This is a genomic window from Nonomuraea recticatena (assembly GCF_039533245.1).
Taxonomy (GTDB): Bacteria; Actinomycetota; Actinomycetes; order Streptosporangiales; family Streptosporangiaceae; genus Nonomuraea; species Nonomuraea roseola.
Window position 1 is genome coordinate 475,711 of record NZ_BAAATE010000005.1, and the last position, 16,829, is coordinate 492,539.

18 protein-coding genes are annotated in these 16,829 nt (G+C 70.3%); 11 read left to right on the forward strand and 7 right to left on the reverse strand.

All coding sequences use genetic code 11. The features are described 5' to 3' along the window. The first annotated feature begins 2 nt into the window (after positions 1–2). Together ABFX50_RS13840 and ABFX50_RS13845 are read left to right on the forward strand one after the other, a co-directional pair. Positions 3–1,967: an NAD(P)-binding protein gene (locus tag ABFX50_RS13840; protein ID WP_346146425.1), complete on the forward strand. Its 1,965-nt coding sequence runs from the start codon at positions 3–5 to the stop codon at positions 1,965–1,967. Beyond that, a complete protein-coding gene (locus ABFX50_RS13845; protein ID WP_346146427.1) occupies positions 1,964–2,818 on the forward strand; it encodes a PrsW family intramembrane metalloprotease in 855 nt (284 codons plus the stop codon). Before ABFX50_RS13840 ends, ABFX50_RS13845 begins: the two co-directional genes overlap by 4 nt. Here ABFX50_RS13845 and ABFX50_RS13850 read toward each other — a convergent pair. Then, positions 2,790–3,761, reverse strand: coding sequence for an acyltransferase family protein (locus ABFX50_RS13850; RefSeq protein ID WP_346146429.1), 972 nt, complete (start codon positions 3,759–3,761; stop codon positions 2,790–2,792). The genes ABFX50_RS13845 and ABFX50_RS13850 overlap by 29 nt on opposite strands. Positions 3,762–3,996: 235 nt before the next feature. Between ABFX50_RS13850 and ABFX50_RS13855 the strand changes: the two genes are divergently transcribed. Genes ABFX50_RS13855 through ABFX50_RS13870 form a run of 4 tightly spaced genes read left to right on the forward strand, consistent with a single transcriptional unit; the run spans position 3,997 to position 7,373 of the window. Next, entirely contained in the window at positions 3,997–6,063 is a 2,067-nt protein-coding gene (locus tag ABFX50_RS13855; RefSeq protein WP_346146431.1) for a sensor histidine kinase, read from the forward strand. Further along, positions 6,060–6,461, forward strand: a complete 402-nt coding sequence (locus tag ABFX50_RS13860; protein ID WP_183652638.1) for a roadblock/LC7 domain-containing protein — start codon at positions 6,060–6,062, stop codon at positions 6,459–6,461. Before ABFX50_RS13855 ends, ABFX50_RS13860 begins: the two co-directional genes overlap by 4 nt. After that, a complete protein-coding gene (locus tag ABFX50_RS13865; protein WP_183652641.1) occupies positions 6,458–6,814 on the forward strand; it encodes a DUF742 domain-containing protein in 357 nt (118 codons plus the stop codon). Before ABFX50_RS13860 ends, ABFX50_RS13865 begins: the two co-directional genes overlap by 4 nt. Then, the gene (locus ABFX50_RS13870) at positions 6,795–7,373 is read left to right on the forward strand and encodes a GTP-binding protein (protein WP_183652644.1); all 579 of its coding nucleotides are present in this window, start codon (positions 6,795–6,797) and stop codon (positions 7,371–7,373) included. The genes ABFX50_RS13865 and ABFX50_RS13870 overlap by 20 nt, the downstream gene beginning before the upstream one ends. Here the strand turns inward: ABFX50_RS13870 and ABFX50_RS13875 are convergent. The 5 genes from ABFX50_RS13875 to ABFX50_RS13895 all read right to left on the reverse strand — a co-directional run bounded on the left by ABFX50_RS13875 (position 7,351) and on the right by ABFX50_RS13895 (position 11,896). Beyond that, entirely contained in the window at positions 7,351–7,725 is a 375-nt protein-coding gene (locus ABFX50_RS13875) for a DUF742 domain-containing protein (RefSeq protein WP_346127179.1), read from the reverse strand. The genes ABFX50_RS13870 and ABFX50_RS13875 overlap by 23 nt on opposite strands. Continuing rightward, the gene (locus ABFX50_RS13880; protein ID WP_346146434.1) at positions 7,722–10,013 is read right to left on the reverse strand and encodes a sensor histidine kinase; all 2,292 of its coding nucleotides are present in this window, start codon (positions 10,011–10,013) and stop codon (positions 7,722–7,724) included. Before ABFX50_RS13880 ends, ABFX50_RS13875 begins: the two co-directional genes overlap by 4 nt. 88 nt (positions 10,014–10,101) lie before the next feature. Continuing rightward, entirely contained in the window at positions 10,102–10,749 is a 648-nt protein-coding gene (locus ABFX50_RS13885; protein WP_346146436.1) for a DUF998 domain-containing protein, read from the reverse strand. Positions 10,750–10,937: 188 nt separating this feature from the next. Continuing rightward, positions 10,938–11,351 carry a hypothetical protein gene (locus ABFX50_RS13890; RefSeq protein WP_183652652.1) on the reverse strand — a complete coding sequence of 138 codons (414 nt, stop codon included), beginning with the start codon at positions 11,349–11,351 and terminating at the stop codon, positions 10,938–10,940. 38 nt (positions 11,352–11,389) lie between these two features. After that, positions 11,390–11,896 carry a VOC family protein gene (locus ABFX50_RS13895; RefSeq protein ID WP_346146439.1) on the reverse strand — a complete coding sequence of 169 codons (507 nt, stop codon included), beginning with the start codon at positions 11,894–11,896 and terminating at the stop codon, positions 11,390–11,392. 39 nt (positions 11,897–11,935) lie between these two features. Here ABFX50_RS13895 and ABFX50_RS13900 point away from each other — a divergent pair, with 39 nt between their 5' ends. The 4 genes from ABFX50_RS13900 (at position 11,936) to xylB (ending at position 15,224) form a co-directional block, all read left to right on the forward strand. Beyond that, complete coding sequence (locus tag ABFX50_RS13900) at positions 11,936–12,385, forward strand: MarR family winged helix-turn-helix transcriptional regulator (protein ID WP_183652658.1); 450 nt, start codon at positions 11,936–11,938, stop codon at positions 12,383–12,385. Positions 12,386–12,444: 59 nt separating this feature from the next. Next, entirely contained in the window at positions 12,445–12,630 is a 186-nt protein-coding gene (locus tag ABFX50_RS13905; RefSeq protein ID WP_346146441.1) for a hypothetical protein, read from the forward strand. A gap of 66 nt (positions 12,631–12,696) precedes the next feature. Next, the gene (gene xylA, locus ABFX50_RS13910) at positions 12,697–13,842 is read left to right on the forward strand and encodes a xylose isomerase (protein ID WP_183652663.1); all 1,146 of its coding nucleotides are present in this window, start codon (positions 12,697–12,699) and stop codon (positions 13,840–13,842) included. Continuing rightward, the gene (gene xylB / locus ABFX50_RS13915; RefSeq protein ID WP_346146443.1) at positions 13,839–15,224 is read left to right on the forward strand and encodes a xylulokinase; all 1,386 of its coding nucleotides are present in this window, start codon (positions 13,839–13,841) and stop codon (positions 15,222–15,224) included. Before xylA ends, xylB begins: the two co-directional genes overlap by 4 nt. A gap of 3 nt (positions 15,225–15,227) precedes the next feature. On the opposite strand, the gene ABFX50_RS13920 is transcribed toward xylB, so the two are convergent. Beyond that, positions 15,228–16,214: an aldo/keto reductase gene (locus tag ABFX50_RS13920; RefSeq protein ID WP_346146445.1), complete on the reverse strand. Its 987-nt coding sequence runs from the start codon at positions 16,212–16,214 to the stop codon at positions 15,228–15,230. A 95-nt stretch (positions 16,215–16,309) separates the two neighbouring features. Here ABFX50_RS13920 and ABFX50_RS13925 point away from each other — a divergent pair, with 95 nt between their 5' ends. Further along, positions 16,310–16,714 carry a GNAT family N-acetyltransferase gene (locus ABFX50_RS13925; RefSeq protein WP_346146447.1) on the forward strand — a complete coding sequence of 135 codons (405 nt, stop codon included), beginning with the start codon at positions 16,310–16,312 and terminating at the stop codon, positions 16,712–16,714. The last annotated feature ends 115 nt before the right edge of the window (positions 16,715–16,829 follow it).

A 16,829-nucleotide genomic window follows, 5' to 3' on the forward strand; every position in this document is an offset into this window, starting at 1 on the left:
TCATGGAGATTGATCCGCGCCGTTCGCGCGAACTCGGCATGGGGCGCCCCATCTCCCGCCGTGACTTCTTCGACGGCGTCGCCATGGCCGCGGGAGCCGCCGCGCTCAGCGGTCTCGCCGGCTGCGGTCTGGGCGCGAACCTGGGAAGAATCGGCACCGACGACCTCGAGGTCCCCTACGCCGTGCGCTTCCCTCCCACGCTGACCGGCCTGCAGGGCAACACGCCCGCCGCCCTGAGCGTGCCCCACGCGCTGCGCGACGACAGGTTCTGGCAGTACGCGGGGACGCCGCGGGCCACGGGCGAGACGTACGACCTGGTGGTGGTCGGCGGCGGCATCAGCGGCGTCAGCGCGGCATTCGAGTGGCAGAGGCTCAACCCCGGCGCGCGGATCCTCATCCTCGACAACCACGACGAGATCGGCGGACACGCCCGGCGCAACGAGTTCACCCACAGAAGCCGCAGGGGCCCGCTGATCGGCTGCGGCGGCTCCCAGTCGATCGAGGCTCCCTCCGTCTGGACGGAGGAGGGCAAGGCCCTGCTCGACCAGCTCGGCGTCGAAGTGCACAGGTTCGAGGAGTACTACGACCAGGAGCTCTACTCCGGGCTCGACATGTCCGACAGCGTGATGTGCGACAGGGAGAGCTTCGCCGCCGAGAAGCTGGTCCGCCTCACCGACGACCTCACGCCCGAGCAGCTGGCCGACCAGCTCCCGATCGCCGACCAGGCGAAGAAGGACCTGGTCACGCTCTACGAGGACCCGCCCGACTACTTCGAGGGCATGTCGAGGAAGCAGAAGCAGGAGCAGCTCGCCTCGCTGACCTACTCGCGCTACCTGCTGGACGTCGCCAAGGTCCACCCCGACGTGGAGCGCTTCTGCAGGACCATGTCCAACGACGAGTGGGCCTACGACACCACCACCTTCGGCGCCATCGACGCGTGGGGCAGCGCGCGCGGCTGGAACTACCCGGGCTTCAAGGGGCTCGGGCTCGACAACGACAAGCCGTCCAGGTACAACTCGCCGACCATGATCAAGGAGTGGGGCGCGGAGGATCCGTACATCTACCACTTCCCCGAGGGCAACCAGGCGCTCGTGCGGATGATGGTCGGCAGGATGATCCCCGGCTTCGCCAGCGCCACCGACATGGACGCGATCACCACCGCCTCCTACGACTACGGCAGGCTCGACCTGAGCACCAACAAGGTGCGCTTCAGGCTCGCCAGCCCCGTGGTCTCCGTCGCCAACGACGGCGCGCCGGAGAGCGCGACCAGCGCCACGGTCGGCTACTTCGACGGCCACACGATCAGGACCGTCAGGGCGGGCGCGGTGATCATGGCCTGCTGGAACATGATGATCCCCTACCTCATGCCCGAACTGCCCTCCGAGCAGCGCGCCGCGCTGCGCCAGGCGGTCAAGATGCCGATGCTGTACGCCATGGTCCAGCTGCGCGACTGGAAGGCGTGGCACACGGCGGGCGTCGACCGCGTGCGGTGGACCGGCGCCTACTGGTGCGTCTCCAAGCTCGACCACCCGGTCAGCATGCCGGGCTACGACTTCCCCAGGAGCCCGGACGAACCGGCGACCGTCCACATGATCGCCACCCCCGCGAAGGGCGGCATGGCACCGGCCCAGGGCGCCGTCGCGGGCAGGCACGCGCTGATCAGCACGCCCTTCGCCCACATGGAGTACACGATCCGCGACCAGCTCACGAGGCTGCTCGGCTCGGCGGGGTTCGATCCCGAGCGGGACATCGAGGCGATCACCGTCAACCGGTGGGGCCACGGCTACGCGCCTGAGTACTGCAGGCCGTGGAACGCCTTCTATCCCGACGGGCCCTTCCCTGCCGAGACCGCCCGCAGGCAGTTCGGCAGGATCGCGATCGCCAACTCCGACTCGGTCCCCGCCGCCTCCGCCGACGCGGCGATCGCCGCGGGACACCGGGCGGTCTCGGAGCTGATGGCGCTGTGAGGCCCTGGCTGCGGATCTTCCTGATCGGGCTCGGCCTCTGGGTGGCCACGGTCGTCGTCACCACGGTGACGGCCAACTCCACCCTCATCCCGACGCTGGTGCTGCTGGGCAGCTTCCTGGTGCCCGTGACGTTCGTGGTCTGGGCCCACGGGCGGGACCGCTCGCCCGACATCACCGTCGAACTGCTGTTCAACTGCTTCGTCATCGGCGGCGTGCTCGGCGTCCTCGGGGCCTCGGCCCTGGAGACGTGGCTGCTCAAGCCGTCCCTGGTGATCTTCTTGGGCGTCGGGCTCATCGAGGAGGGCGTGAAGCTGGCCGCGCTGCTCTTCGTGACCAGGCACCTGCTCCGCCGTACCGCGCGGGACGGTCTGGTGCTCGGCGGGACGGTCGGCTTCGGTTTCGCGGCGTTCGAGAGCGCGGGCTACGCCTTCAACGCGCTGTTCACCGAGGACGGACTGTCACTACGCCAGCTGGTGGAGACAGAGGTGCTGCGGGGCATTCTGGCGCCGGTCGGCCACGGACTGTGGACGGCGATCATCGGCGGCGTGCTGTTCGCGGCGCACGGGCGCCTGACGGGCAAGGTGATCATGGCCTATCTCGGCGTCGCGCTGCTGCACGCCCTCTGGGACTCGATGAACGCCATCGCCATCGGGCTCACCCTGGTGTTCACCGGCCAGTCGTGGCAGTTCAGCCAGCTGCGCATCGGCAGGGTCCCGCGGGTCACCGAGCAACAGGTGCACCTCTACACCGTGCTCGACTGGGGCGGGCTGCTGCTCATCTCGGTGATCGGGCTGCTGTGGCTGCGCTCCATCGCCCGCGCGCCTACCGTACGGGTCGTCGAAGGGCGGTGAACGCCCACGACAGCCTGGGCTCCACCGCCCAGTGGAAGGCCGCGCGCACCGGCGGGGTGCACAGCAGGGTCGCCACGACGACGCCGAGCGCGATCGACACGGGCACGCCGAGATCGAAGCGCTCGGCCGCCTTCACCACGAACCCGTGGAGCAGATAGGCGTACATCGTCGCGGCGCCGAGCCCCGAGAACCACGTCCGCCGCGAGGGCGTCACCGCCATGAACGCCGCCACCAGCACCACGCCCGCGGCCAGCATCCCCAGCCTGGCCATGCTGCCGGTCAGGTCGCCCACCCCGATCGCCGCGTTCGCGTGCCGCCATCTGATCCACTCCGTGGCGATGCCGTCGTGCAGCAGCAGCGCGGCCACCAGCCCCGCCGTGAGCGTGACCGCCCCCACGACCTTCATGTACGGCCTGCGCAGCGCCTCGACGTGCTCGGGCCTCAGCATGAGCCCCAGGACGTAGAACGGCAGCAGGCCGAGCGTGCGGTTCATCGACAGCTCGTCGGGCAGCGCGCTCGTGCCCGACAGCAGCGACAGCCCCACCGCGACGACCAGGGGCCGGCGCAGCTGCTGCCAGACCGGCGTGGAGAGCCGCCACAGGAACAGCGACATGAGGAACCACGTGAGGTAGTAGGGGTCGAGCAGGCTGATCTCGAGCTTGCCGTACAGCAGCAGCCTGGGCAGCGAGTAGGCCAGCTCGAAGAGCACGTACGGCACCGCGAGGGTGGCGATCAGCTTGCGCGCCTTGCCGCTGGAGAAGGTGAAGTTCCTCGACAGGTAGCCGCTCAGCGTGATGAAGAGCGGCATGTGGAAGACGTAGACGTAGAAGTAGAGCGCGTGGGCGATCGGGTCGTCACGCAGATCCTCGATCATGTGCCCGCACACGACGAGTAGGATGGCCAGGAACTTGGCGTTGTCGAAGTAGGGATCCCTGTCGCTCACAGCCCACGGACCCTAGCCAGGGCACGGCGAACGCCGGGTGTCGCGCGGTCGAACCCTTGCGGGCGGATCGGCGCACTAATCATCACCTTCCTCCACTGCGCCACCACCACCATCGGTGCTAGTCTCCTGTGCGATCTTCCGAGGCGTATTTACACAAAGCGTGGAAATCGCCTCGGTACTCCGAGGTTGGGACATGCGCTCGAGAAACCGGTCGATTCGGTTCAAGATCTTTCTATTGCTGCTCCTGCCGCTCCTGTCCCTGAGCGCGCTCTGGGGCTTCGTCCTCAACCTGACCGTGGGCGACGGCCAGGCCCTGCTCCGTGCCGGCAGGCTGTACCAAACCCTCGGCGTCACCTCCACCGACCTCGGGCTCGCGTTGCAGGCCGAGCGGGCCGACTCCGCGCTGTCGCCCGCCAAGCGGGCCAGGAGCCTGGGCGCGCAGCGCGAGCGCACCGACGCCGCGCTCAGGGCCTTCACGGCCGCGGCCGCCGAGACCGACGACGCGCAGGTGCGCCAGACCCTGCGCGACACCACGCAGGAGCTCGCCAGGCTCGACACCATCCGCGCCTCCGTCGACACCGGCCTGGAAACCCGCCTGACCAACCTCAACGCCTACAACGGCCTCATGGACTCGCTGTTCCGCCTGTACGAGCAGCTGACCTCCGTCCCCGACCTGCCGATCTTCCAGCAGGCGAGCGCGATGCAGGCGATGAGCAACGCCCGCGAGGTCATCTCCAGGGAGAGCGCGCTGATCGGCGGCGCGCTCAGCGAGGGCGAGCTGACCGAGGCCGAGACCGCGGCCTTCACCGAGTACGTCGCCGCCCGCAAGTTCCTGCACTCCCGCGCGCTGTCCACGCTCGACGCCGAGCTGCGGGGGCCTTACGACAGGTTCTTCGCGGGCCCGGCCTTCGCCGCCTTCACCCTCGCGGAGGCGCGCGTCGCCGTCACGGGTGAGCCGCCGCGGAGGTCCGAGCACTGGACCAAGCCGGTGGCCGACGTCACGGCGCAGCTGGACAGGCTCGGCGCGAGTTCGGCGAAGATCCTCGCCGAGCGCTCCGACGCGGTGTCCACGACCGTCATGGTCCGCATCGCGGTGGCGGGCGGGGTCGGCCTGCTGGCCGTCATCGCCTCGATCGTCATCTCCGTCAGGTTCGGCCGCCGCCTGTCCTCGGAGCTGGCCGGGCTGCGCTCGGCCGCCCTCGATCTGGCGGAGGTACGGCTCCCGCACCTGGTCACCAGGTTGCGCGGCGGCGAGCAGGTCAACGTCAGGAAGGAAGCGCCCCCGCTCAAGGTCAGCGGCGCGGCGGAGATCCTCGACGTGGCCAAGGCGTTCGGGTCGGTCCAGCGCACCGCGATCGAGGCCGCCGTCGGGCAGGCGAACCTGCGACGCGGCATCAGCCAGGTCTTCCTCAACCTGGCCAGGCGCAAGCAGGGCCTGCTGCACCGCCAGCTCACCCTGCTGGACGGCATGCAGCGCCGCACCCACGAGCCCGACGCCCTTGACGACCTCTTCCGCCTCGACCACCTGACCACCCGCATGCGGCGGCACGCCGAGGGCCTGATCATCCTGTCCGGCTCAGCGCCCGGCCGGGTGTGGCGGCAGCCGGTGCCCGCCCTCGACGTCGTCAGGGCCGCGACCGCCGAGGTGGAGGACTACACCAGGATCAGCGTCGAGCCGATGCCCACGGCCGCCGTCGACGGCTCGGCGGCGGCCGACCTGGTCCACCTGGTGGCCGAGCTGCTGGAGAACGCCACCATCTACTCCCCGCCCAACACCACGGTCCAGGTGCGCGGCGACGCGGTCAGCAACGGCTACGTCATCGAGATCGAGGACCGGGGGCTCGGCCTGGCCCCCGAGGAGTACGACCGGCTCAACGCGCTGCTCGTGGACCCGCCGGAGTTCGATCTCGCCGACAGCGACAGACTCGGACTGTTCGTCGTGGCCAAGCTCGCGGCCAGGCACGGCGTGAGTGTGACCGTCAGGGCCTCGCCGTTCGGCGGAACCACCGCTATCGTGCTGATCCCGCGTGGACTGCTGGTGGAACAGCCCGCGCTGCCGCCCGCCGACGCTCCCAGGCGCGAAAGGAAGCCGCTCGCGTTGGTCGGCGGCACGACCACGACCTCGACCCACAAGGGCCTGCCAAGACGGGTACGGCAGGCCAATCTGGCCCCGCAGCTGAAGGCCCCCGAGCAGGAGCCGCGCCCTGAGAGATCGCCCGACGAGGTGCGCGACCTGTTCTCCGCCTTCCAGCGGGGCACGCAGCGCGGCAGAGAAGAAGAAGCCCAGGAGGGGGACCTATGACGACACCCACCACGAACAGCGGCGAGCTGAGCTGGCTCCTCGACGACCTCACGACCAGGGTGGGCGCCGTCAGGCAGGCGGTGATCCTGTCCACCGACGGCCTGGCCGTCGGCTACTCACGCGGGCTCAGCCGCGAGGACGCCGAGCACCTGTCGGCGGTCGCCGCCGGATTCCAGAGCCTTGCCCGCGGCGCGGGGCGGCACTTCGGCGGAGGTGACGTGCGCCAGACCATCGTGGAGATGGAGTCGGCGTTCCTGTTCGTCACGGCCGCGGGGCAGGGCACGTGCCTGGCCGTCCTGGCCAACTCGGACGCCGACGTCGGCCACGTCGCCTACGAGATGGCGATGCTGGTCAAGCGGGTCGGGCAGCACATCTCGACTAACCCTCGCGTGTCATGAACCAGTGGATGGACGAGGAGGCAGGACCCTTCGTCCGCCCGTATGCTCTCATCCGCGGGCGGACCCGCTCCTCGGGGGAGAATCTCGACCTCATCGCCATGGTGACCGCGACGGGCGAGCCGCCCGTCGCGGGGCTCGGGCCCGAGCAGGAGGCGATCCTGCGCGCGGCCAGCACCCCCATCTCGGTGGCCGACGTGGCCGTCGAGCTCGACCTGCCGGTCGGCGTCGTCAGAGTCTTACTCGGCGACCTGCGTGACAACGGCCTCGTCTCGGTCTCGTCCCCCTCCTCAGCAGGGCCGCGCCCGAACGAGCGCATTCTCAAGGAAGTGATCAATGGACTCCGGGCTCTCTGAGGATCCCGTCGCGCTGAAGATCCTCATCGCCGGCGGCTTCGGCGTGGGGAAGACCACGCTGGTCGGCGCGATCAGCGAGATCAAGCCACTGCGCACGGAAGAGGTGCTGTCCGACGTCGGCGTCGGCGTCGACGACCTCGACGGCGTGGAGGGCAAGACCACCACCACGGTGGCGATGGACTTCGGCAGGATCACCATCCGCGAGGGCTTGGTGGTCTACCTGTTCGGCACGCCCGGGCAGGAACGCTTCTGGTTCATGTGGGACGAGCTGTCCTACGGCGCGCTGGGCGCCGTCGTGATCGCCGACACCAGGCGCCTCACCGACTGCTTCCCCTCGATCGACTACTTCGAGCAGCGCGGCACACCGTTCGTGGTGGCGGTCAACTGCTTCGACGGCGCGGCCACCCACAGCGTCGAGGACGTGCGGATCGCGCTCGACCTGGACGACGACATCCCCGTGCTCCTCTGCGACGTGCGCAGGCGGACCTCCGCGAAGGAGGTCATGATCTCGCTGGTCGAGCACTCGCTCAGGACTCTCACAGGGCCCGGAGCCCGCTGATCACCTCGCGCAGCAGGCTCTCCGTGGGAGAGGCGGCCGCCGTCACCGGCGGCCGCACCAGGATCAGCCCGTGGTCGAGCAGGTCGCCCAGCAGCACCCGCACCACGCCGACCGGCAGCCCGGTCTCCGAGGCGACCTCCACGAGCGGTCCCGTACGGCCCTGCGTCACGTGATCGAGCAGCCGCCTGTGCTGCGAGCCCAGATCGGCCTGGGAGGGGACGGGCACGCCCGTCGAGGTGATCACTGCCAGCAGGTCGAGTGCGGTGGAGGAGGGTCTGGTACGGCCCCTGGTCATCGCGTACGGCCGGACGACGGGCCCGGCTTCCTCGTCCACCCACTCCATGTCGCTCATGCTCCCCCATCCTGTTCGCTGTCCTGACGCCCGCGCTGCCAGCCCGACTGCAGGGACGACAGCAGCGCCCTGGTCTCCTCGGGAGAGCGCTCGTCGGCCGAGCGCTGGTCAGCGGGCTCCTGCCGGGGGGACGAGGAGGCCAGGCGAGAAGGCAGGTTGGTCTGCCTGATCCTGCGGGGCAGCACCGCGGGAGCCTCCTCGACGACAGGGGCGTTCAGCGGCATGCTCGTGACCGCCTCGAACGGGCCCCTTGGCTTGGCGTCCTCGAACGGCCCCCTGACGACCACCGGTTCCTGCGTGTCGATGCGCTCGACCTTGACGTCCACCCTGCGGGAGGTGCGTGTCCTGCGCGGCAGGTCCGCCGCGCCCTCCCTCTTGATCGGGCTGACCACCCGCTCGGGCGGTCCCCCGATCGCCGCCAGCGACTCGGTGAGCGCGTTCGGCAGGAGCACGATCGCCGTCGTTCCCCCGTACGGCGACTGCTTGAGCGTCACCGTGACACCGTGCCTGGCGGCCAGCATGCCGACCACCGCGAAGCCGAGCCGCTCGGTCTGCGAGGGGTCGAACTCCTGCGGCCCCGACAGCCGCTCGTTGAGGGCCTGCCGCTCCTGCGCGGGCAGGCCGAGCCCTCGGTCCTCGATCTCGACCGCGTATCCCCTGCCGACCAGCTCGCCCCTGACCGAGACCTCGTTCTCCGGCGAGGAGAACTGCGCGGCGTTCTCGATGAGCTCGGCGAACAGGTGCATCAGGTCGGCGACGGCGGCGCCCGACACGCCGCACTCGGGCATCGGGTAGACGCGGACCCTGGTGTAGTCCTCGACCTGGGCGGCGGCGCCGTTCAGCACGTCCTCGACGGGGATGGTGCCGCGCCACTTGCGCCCTGCCGTACCGCCGGACAGCAGCACCAGGCCCTCGGCGTGGCGGCGCATGCGGGTGGTGAGGTGGTCGAGCTTGAACAGGCTCTCCAGCGCGTCGGGGTCCTCGGCCTCGCGCTGCATGCCGTCCAGGAGCTTGAGCTGGCGCTGGAGCAGACTCTGGCTTCGCCTGGCCAGGTTGCGCAGGGCCAGCGCGACGCCCTCCCTCAGCCTGGCCTGTTCGACGGCGGCCTCGACCGCCGTGCTCTGCACGCTGTCGAAGGCGGTGGCCAGGTCCCTGATCTCGCTGGTGGCCGCGGGGGCGACGACGATCGGCGGCGACTCCGCCGCCACGTCGACGCGCTCACCCGCGCGCAGCCGCGCCACCACCCCCGGCAGCCGGATCTCCGCCAGCTCCAGAGCGGTACGGCGCAGCGTGCCCAGCTCGCTGGTGACGACCCTGCCGACCCTGATGGAGATGAAGATCGAGAAGCCGACCGCGATGAGCCCGAGCACACCCGCCACGACCGCGCGCGTCAGGATCGCCATGCCCGCGGGCTCCATCCTGGCCAGCAGGAGGTCGCCGGTGTCCCAGGTGCCCCTGGTGTAGTCCTTGAGGACGGGGTCGGCGGAGGCGCGCCACTCCGCCACGCCGACGCTGCCGCCGGAGAGGACCGAGGTGATCGCGCCCTGCGTGGCGAGGAACTGGGGTGAGCCCGCCAGCGTGTCGAACGGCCTGCGCAGCTCGCCGTCGAGCTCGATCCTCGCCCTGTCGAACTGGAGCGTGCGAGCGCCCTCCAGCTTGGCCATGAGCTCGCGGTCGGCGGGGGCCAGGTCGCCGCCTGAGGCGATGACGAGGGTGTGCTGGCGGTGCAGCAGCTCGCGGGCCTGATCGGCGGCGATGAGTCCGTTGGCCTGCTGGTAGAGGACGACGTCGGTGCTGAGGGCGAAGGTTCCGTAGAGGCGGTAGATCGCGTCGGAGATCGCCGCGTAGTCGGCCACCAGGCGCGAGGGCGTCTGCCTGCCCTCGTCCACCAGCCGCCTGATCTCCCCCAGCCGGTCGGCCTGCGCGAAGACGACTCTGAGCTGCGCCTTCATGTCGTGGCTGAGCGCCGCCTGGGTGTCATCCGAGTTCGCGTTCTGGGTGAGGGACCTGCGGACCTTGTCGGTGTTCGCCCGCGCCGCGGCCAGGGCGCCGAGCCCCGTCGCACCGCCGGCCATCCGCTCGGCGGAGGCCAGCCGTTCCTGCTGAAGGTTGTACACCAGGATGTCGGCGTCGTTGATCACGCCGGTCCAGATGGTGTCGACCTTCAACAGGTTGAAAGCCTCACCGGCGGTGGTGCTGGCCGCGAACCCCCATAGCGCCACCAGCGACACCAGGGGGACGACGAGCAGAGTGGCGATCTTGAATCGTATGGATCTGCCCGATGCCATGACACCCGCTCCCGTTGAGAGATCGCGGGAGAGAATAGCATTGGGGTCGGGAGATATCTTCGCTCATTCGTGAGAAATTTGTGACATGTCATGAAATTGGGGCAAGTGTGGCGGTGGTCGCCCTGACCCACTGGAGCCGCACCAGGCGCGCCGCGAGCACGGCGAGCAGCGCCACCTCCGCCGCCAGCAGACCTCGTTCGACCAGCCCGATCATGACCCTGTCCCCCGGCAGCGCCACGTAGGTGATCGCCAGCAGTCCCAGCCCTCCGGCCAGCGCGACCCACTCGACCGGCCTGGAGACGGCCTTCCACCGCTCGTCAGACGCCAGCCTGGGCACCAGCAGCGCCCCCGCGGCGGGGAGGCTGACGAACGCGGCCACCGACACCCACCTGTGGATCTCGGCGGTCAGCGTCATGTCCATGCCGATCGGCGTGGTGGGGATGATCGCCGCGACGATCAGCGCCCCGCTCCACACCATCAGCAGCCGCTCGGGCAGCCCCCTGATCGGCGCCCCCGCCGCCCGCAGCGCCGCCAGCAACACCAACGACCCCAGGCCCATCGCCACCATCGCCACCTCCGTGACGCCCCCGCGGTCGGCCACGGCGTACTCGCTGATGGTCACGTTCATCGGGTCGAGGTAGGGGTCGGGGTCGAACTGACCGACCACGATGGCGACGACCGAGAACATGATCAACGAGCAGGAGATGAGTGGGTAGAACCTTTTCAGCGGGGCCATGGTTCGAGCATGGCCTTCCGCGCCCTCTCCGCCATCCGGCACCGCCCCTGAGGCGTCCCCGAGTCCGCCCCTGAGAAGTCAGGGCATATCGCCCCCTGACGGCCTGTCACGGGCGACGTGACGGCGGGCGGCCGAAGTCGTGCCGGAGGAGCGTGGAGGACGGGCGGTCAGCGGTGACCCCGGTGGGCTCAGGTGGGCCGGCCGTACTCGGAGTGGGCCGCGCAGGCGGCGCACATCACCGCGCCCGACTCCGCCGCGCCCGTGCAGATGTCGGGCCTGTCCGGATGCCTGAAGCACAGGCACTGACAGGAGGTGGTGGCCTCCTCGACCTCCCAGAGCCCCTCCGACGGCGGCTCGTTGAACAGCTGGTTGTCGAGGAAGTCGGTGAGGGGCCGCAGCACCGCCTCACCCAGCGGACGCAGGGCCTGCACGAAGGAGGCCGCCAGAGGGCCGAAGGTCTCCGACACCTCCCGCAGGATGTCGGGCGGCGTGCCTGGCTTCTCCTCCGGAGGGGCCCAGCGCATGGCGTCCGCGCTCAGGGTCTCCCAGTCCTCCACCACGCCGTCGATGGCGTCGAGTACGTGATCAGGGTCGCTTCGCATGGTCGCGCTCCAAACGCAGCGGTTCGGATACCACCAGATTACGCGAAGGAGACGCCCACGCCCCCGCGAGTCGTGGCGCCATAACGCTCGATCTCGGCGGCCAGGTTCAGCGGTCTGATGGACTCACGTCCCCTGAGCACGTCCTCGGTGATCAGCGCGGCCGGCACCAGCCACGAGACCTCGAACTCCAGCCCGTCGGGGTCCTTGGCGTACAGGGCCTTGGTCGTCGAGTGGTCGGAGGCGCCCGCCAGCGAGCCGAGCCCGCTCAGCCGCGCCGCGATGCGCTGCAGCTCCTCCAGCGTGTCGACCTCCCAGGCGAGGTGGTACAGGCCCACCGTGGAACGGCCCGCGGCCGAGGGCCCCGCCTGCTCGCCGATCTGGAAGAGCCCGAGGTCGTGGTCGTTGGTCGACCCTCCGGCCTGCATGAAGGCTGCTCCCGGCATGCTCATGACCACCTCGAAGCCGAGGGCCTCGCGATAGAAGGCGACGCTGCGCTCGACGTCGCGCACGTAGAGGACGGCATGGTTCAGACGTTGCACTGGCATGCCACCAATGTATATGAGAGTTCAACTAAGCTGCGGAGCATGACGCGATGGCTGGACGACGACGAGCAGCGCACCTGGCGCAACTACCTAGCGGTGACACAGCTCGTCCAGGAGGCGCTCGACCGGCAGCTCCAGCGCGAGGCGGGCATGCCGCACACCTATTACATGATCCTCGTGGCGCTCTCCGAGGCGCCCGGCCGCTCGATGCGGATGCACGAGCTGGCGCGCAGGGCCCAGTCCTCGCAGAGCCGCCTCTCCCACGCGATCGCCCGGCTGGAGGAGCGCGGGTGGGTGTGCCGCAACCCGTGCGCGGCCGACCGGCGCGGCAACATCGCCGAGCTGACCGACGCGGGGTTCGCCGCCCTCGCAGCAGCCGCGCCCGGCCACGTCGAGGAGGTACGGCGCAGCCTGTTCGACGCCCTCACTCCTGAGCAGGTGACCCAGCTCGACGAGATCTGCGCGGCGGTGCGGAAAACGCTGGAGTCGTAGCGCGAATCTGTCGGCGGCAGGCCGTACCGTACCCCGGGGAATCGAGACGAGGGACGGGCATGCACGACGACACACAGCTCTTCAGGACGGTCCACATCATCGCGAGCAGGTTCGCGGGGCAGCCGGTGCCGGTGGTGATGGAGGCTCTGGCCAGGTATCTCCCCCAGGCTCCCGGCATCTCGTCGCCGGAGATCCGCAGGATCGCCGAGGAGATCAGCGTCGGCCGCGACCCCTCGGGGCTGTGAACGCTTGACCCCCGGGGTGGTCTCGTCACAGGATTAGGCTGTAATCCAAACTAATTGGGAGACGCCATGTACGAGCCCACCCCTGAAGACCGCTTCACCTTCGGCCTGTGGACGGTCGGATGGCAGGCGCGCGACCCGTTCGGCGACGCCTCCAGGGCGCCGCTCGACCCGGTGGAGAGCGTGCACAGGCTGGCCGAACTCGGGGCCTACGGCGTCACCTTCCACGACGACGACCTGCTGGCCACCGAGCCCGACAGGGACACCGCGATCGCCGCGTTCAAGAAGGCGCTCGGCGAGACCGGCATGAAGGTGCCGATGGCGACCACGAACCTGTTCACCCACCCGGTGTTCAAGGACGGCGCCTTCACCAGCAACGACCGCGACGTGCGCCGCCACGCCATCCGCAAGGTCATCCGCAACCTCGACCTGGCCGCCGAGCTGGGCGCGACCACTTACGTCTGCTGGGGAGGGCGCGAGGGCGCCGAGTCCGACGCGGCCAAGGACATCAGGTCCGCGCTGGCCCGTTACAAGGAGGCCATGGACATCCTGGCCTCCTACGTCCTCGACAAGGGCTACGACATCAGGTTCGCCATCGAGCCCAAGCCCAACGAGCCGCGCGGCGACATCCTGCTGCCGACCATCGGACACGCGTTGGCGTTCATCAACTCCCTCGAGCACCCCGAGATGGTGGGGCTCAACCCCGAGGTCGGGCACGAGCAGATGGCGGGGCTCAACTTCGTCCACGGCATCGCCCAGGCGCTGTGGCACGGCAAGCTCTTCCACATCGACCTCAACGGCCAGCACGGCCCCAAGTACGACCAGGACCTCGTCTTCGGCCACGGCGACGTGAAGAGCGCGTTCTTCCTGGTCGACCTGCTGGAGCACGGCGGCTACGACGGCCCCAGGCACTTCGACTACAAGCCGCTGCGCACCGAGGACGCCGACGACGTCTGGCACTCCGCCGCCGCCAACATGCGCACCTACCTGATCCTGCGCGAGAAGGCGCGGGCCTTCAGAGCCGACCCCGAGGTCCAGGAGGCGCTGGCCGCCTCGCGCGTGGACGAGCTCGCCCAGCCCACCATGGCGCCCGGCGAGACCCTCGCCGACCTGGCCGCCGACGACTTCGACCCCGAGGCCGCCGCCCTGCGCGGCTTCCACTTCACCCGCCTCAACCAGCTCGCCCTCGAGCACCTGCTGGGCGTGCGGGGGTGACTCTCGTCGCGGGGGTCGACTCCTCCACCCAGAGCTGCAAGGTCGTCATCAGGTCCCTCGAGACGGGCGAGCTGGTCAGGCAGGGCCGTGCCGCCCACCCCGACGGCACCTCGGTCGATCCCGCCCACTGGTGGGAGGCGCTGCTGTCGGCGATCGCCTCGGCGGGCGGGCTCGACGACGTGGCGGCCATCAGCGTCGCGGGCCAGCAGCACGGCATGGTCTGCCTGGACGCCGGCGGGCAGGTCGTGCGCGACGCGCTGCTCTGGAACGACACCCGCTCCGCCCAGTCGGCCACCGAGCTGGTGGCGGCGCTGGGCGCGCAGGCGTGGGCCGAGGCGGTCGGCAGCGTCCCCGTGGCCTCGTTCACAGTCACCAAGCTGCGCTGGCTGGCCACGCACGAGCCCGCCAGCGCCGCTCGCACCGCCGCGGTCTGCCTGCCCCACGACTGGCTCACATGGCGGCTGAAGGGCTCGCGAGGGCTCGACGAGCTGACCACGGACAGAGGCGACGCCTCCGGCACCGGCTACTGGTCGCCGATCACCGGCGCCTACCGCGACGACCTCCTCAAGCTGGCCTTCGGCGCGGTGCCGGTGGTCCCGCGGGTGCTCGGCCCCACCGAGGAGGCAGGCGCCACCCCCGAGGGCGTCCTGCTGGCTCCGGGCACCGGCGACAACATGGCCGCCGCGCTCGGCGTGGGCGCGCGCCCCGGCGACGTGGTGGTCTCCATCGGCACCTCGGGTACGGCCTTCGCCGTCGCCGACACGCCCAGCCGCGACGCCGGCGGCGCGGTGGCGGGGTTCGCCGACGCCACGGGTCGCTTCCTGCCGCTGGCCTGCACGCTCAACGCGGCCAGGGTGCTCGACGCCGCGGCCGCCATGATCGGCGTGGGGCTGGAACGGCTCGGCGAGCTGGCCCTCTCGGCGCCCGCGGGGGCCGACGGGCTGACGCTGGTGCCGTACCTGGAGGGTGAGAGGACCCCCAACCTGCCCCATGCCACGGGCGCGATCCACGGCCTGCGCCTGTCCACCTCCACCCCCGCGCATCTGGCCAGGGCGGCGGTCGAGGGCATGCTGTGCGGTCTCGCCGACGCCCTCGACGCGCTCGGACTGTCGCCCGAGCGGGTGCTGCTGATCGGTGGCGGCGCCCGATCCGAGGCCGTACGGCGCATCGCCCCCACCGTCTTCGGACGCCCTGTCGTGGTGCCCCCTCCCGGCGAGTACGTCGCCGACGGAGCGGCCCGCCAGGCGGCCTGGCTGCTGAGCGGGGGCGCCGAGCCGCCCGAGTGGTCGGTCGGCTCCCCCTCGATCCACGAGGCGGAACCGACGCCCGGCCTTCGCGAGCGCTACGCCGAGGCCCGCACGCGCTTCCTCGGCGGCGCCTAGCGGTCAGTTGACGGCGTCGAGCCTGGCCCGCTGGTCCTGCGTCAGCTCCAGATCCACCGCGGCCAGGTTCTCCTCGAGCTGCGCCACCGACGAGGCGCCCGCCAGCGGGATGATCGGCAGCCGCCCGCCGATCTGCCACGACAGCACCACCTGGTTCACGCTCGCCCCGGTCTCCTTGGCGACCTCGCGCAGCACCGCCAGCCTGGCGGGCGTCCCCGGGTGGTCGTAGTCGCGCGGCAGCGGCCTGTCCTCGCGGACGTAGGCGCCACCGAGCAGCGGCGAGTAGGCGACCAGGGTCAGCCCCGGCTCGGCCCGCAGATAGGTCATCAGCTCGGCGCCCGCGTGACCCAGGCTGCCGTCCTCGAAGATCGACTCGGGGACGTCGAAGCGCGGACGCAGGTGGCTGTGCTGGTACTGCAGGACCTCGTAGCCAGGCAGCCCCGCCGCGGCGGCCAGGGCGCGGGCCCGCTCCACCCGCCAGATCGCGTGGTTGCTCACCCCGAGCAGCCCGACCGTCCCCTCCGCCACCAGCTCGGCGAAGCCCTCCACGGTCTCGCCCAGCGGGACGGCCCTGTCCTCGATGTGCGCGTAGAGCAGGTCGATCCTGTCCACACCGAGCAGCTCCCTGCTGCGCTCGGCCGACTCCCTGATCACCTTCGCCGACAGTCCCTCCGCGTTGTCGACGTAGCTGGTGCCCGGTGCGAGCGGACGCGCGCCGAGCTTGGTGGCGATGACGATCTCGTCACCGACGCCGCGGCTGCGCCGCCACCGTCCGAGCAGCTTCTCGCTCTGCCCGCCCTGACTGCCGTCGATCCAGAAGGCGTAGTTGTCCGAGGTGTCGATGAACGTCCCACCGGCTTCGACGTAGCGGTCGAGGATGGCGAACGAGGTCTTCTCGTCCGTCACCGAACCGAAGAGCATCGCGCCGAGGGCGAGCACGCTCACCTCGCGGCGGGTCTTCGGGTCGGTGCCGATCGTGCGGTACTTCATGCTTTCCTCCCGTCGGCCCGTCCTGTCAGGGCCCCGCACGGGAGTCTGGGCCGTGGAGCGCACTCCAGGTCAAGCCCCGCACTCACAATGGTGAGGTGACGAGATACATCGATGACATGCGCGCGATCAGCGAGGAGCACCTTCAGGGCGGATTCTTCGCCGGCTGGCCCGCGGCCCCCTCGCCGGAGCAGCATCTGGCGGTCCTCCGAGGAAGCTACCGAGCGATCGTCGCCATGGACGAGTCGAGCGGCCAGGCCGTCGGGTTCGTCACCATGGTCAGCGACGGCGTGCTGACCGCCTTCGTCCCGTGGCTCGAGGTCCTGCCGGCCTACCAGTCGAGAGGGATCGGATCCGAGCTGATGCGCAGAGTCCTGGAGGGCTGCGAACGGTTCTACTCCGTCGACCTCATGTGCGACGAGCCCCTCCAGCCGTACTACGCGCGCCTGGGCATGTCCCCTCTGACCGGCATGACCCTCCGCAACCGAGCCGCCCTCGGCTGAACGGCCGGCGTGACCGACCTAGGAGCTGTTTGGGGTTCGGATCTAGGTGAGGCCCAGTGGTGGCCTGGCCATGGCTGGTAGAACTCGGATGTGGCGCGCTTCGATGTGACAGATG

What these genes read in the sequence shown, in the direction of transcription:
- ABFX50_RS13860 (WP_183652638.1), top strand. Translation starts at nt 6,060, where the DNA reads ATGACGACACCCACCACGAACAGCGGCGAGCTGAGCTGGCTCCTCGAC.
- xylA (WP_183652663.1), top strand. Translation starts at nt 12,697, where the DNA reads ATGTACGAGCCCACCCCTGAAGACCGCTTCACCTTCGGCCTGTGGACG.
- ABFX50_RS13865 (WP_183652641.1), top strand. Translation starts at nt 6,458, where the DNA reads ATGAACCAGTGGATGGACGAGGAGGCAGGACCCTTCGTCCGCCCGTAT.
- ABFX50_RS13875 (WP_346127179.1), bottom strand. Translation starts at nt 7,725, where the DNA reads ATGAGCGACATGGAGTGGGTGGACGAGGAAGCCGGGCCCGTCGTCCGG.
- ABFX50_RS13885 (WP_346146436.1), bottom strand. Translation starts at nt 10,749, where the DNA reads ATGGCCCCGCTGAAAAGGTTCTACCCACTCATCTCCTGCTCGTTGATC.
- ABFX50_RS13890 (WP_183652652.1), bottom strand. Translation starts at nt 11,351, where the DNA reads ATGCGAAGCGACCCTGATCACGTACTCGACGCCATCGACGGCGTGGTG.
- ABFX50_RS13900 (WP_183652658.1), top strand. Translation starts at nt 11,936, where the DNA reads ATGACGCGATGGCTGGACGACGACGAGCAGCGCACCTGGCGCAACTAC.
- ABFX50_RS13870 (WP_183652644.1), top strand. Translation starts at nt 6,795, where the DNA reads ATGGACTCCGGGCTCTCTGAGGATCCCGTCGCGCTGAAGATCCTCATC.
- ABFX50_RS13920 (WP_346146445.1), bottom strand. Translation starts at nt 16,214, where the DNA reads ATGAAGTACCGCACGATCGGCACCGACCCGAAGACCCGCCGCGAGGTG.
- ABFX50_RS13895 (WP_346146439.1), bottom strand. Translation starts at nt 11,896, where the DNA reads ATGCCAGTGCAACGTCTGAACCATGCCGTCCTCTACGTGCGCGACGTC.
- ABFX50_RS13905 (WP_346146441.1), top strand. Translation starts at nt 12,445, where the DNA reads ATGCACGACGACACACAGCTCTTCAGGACGGTCCACATCATCGCGAGC.
- ABFX50_RS13840 (WP_346146425.1), top strand. Translation starts at nt 3, where the DNA reads ATGGAGATTGATCCGCGCCGTTCGCGCGAACTCGGCATGGGGCGCCCC.
- ABFX50_RS13880 (WP_346146434.1), bottom strand. Translation starts at nt 10,013, where the DNA reads ATGGCATCGGGCAGATCCATACGATTCAAGATCGCCACTCTGCTCGTC.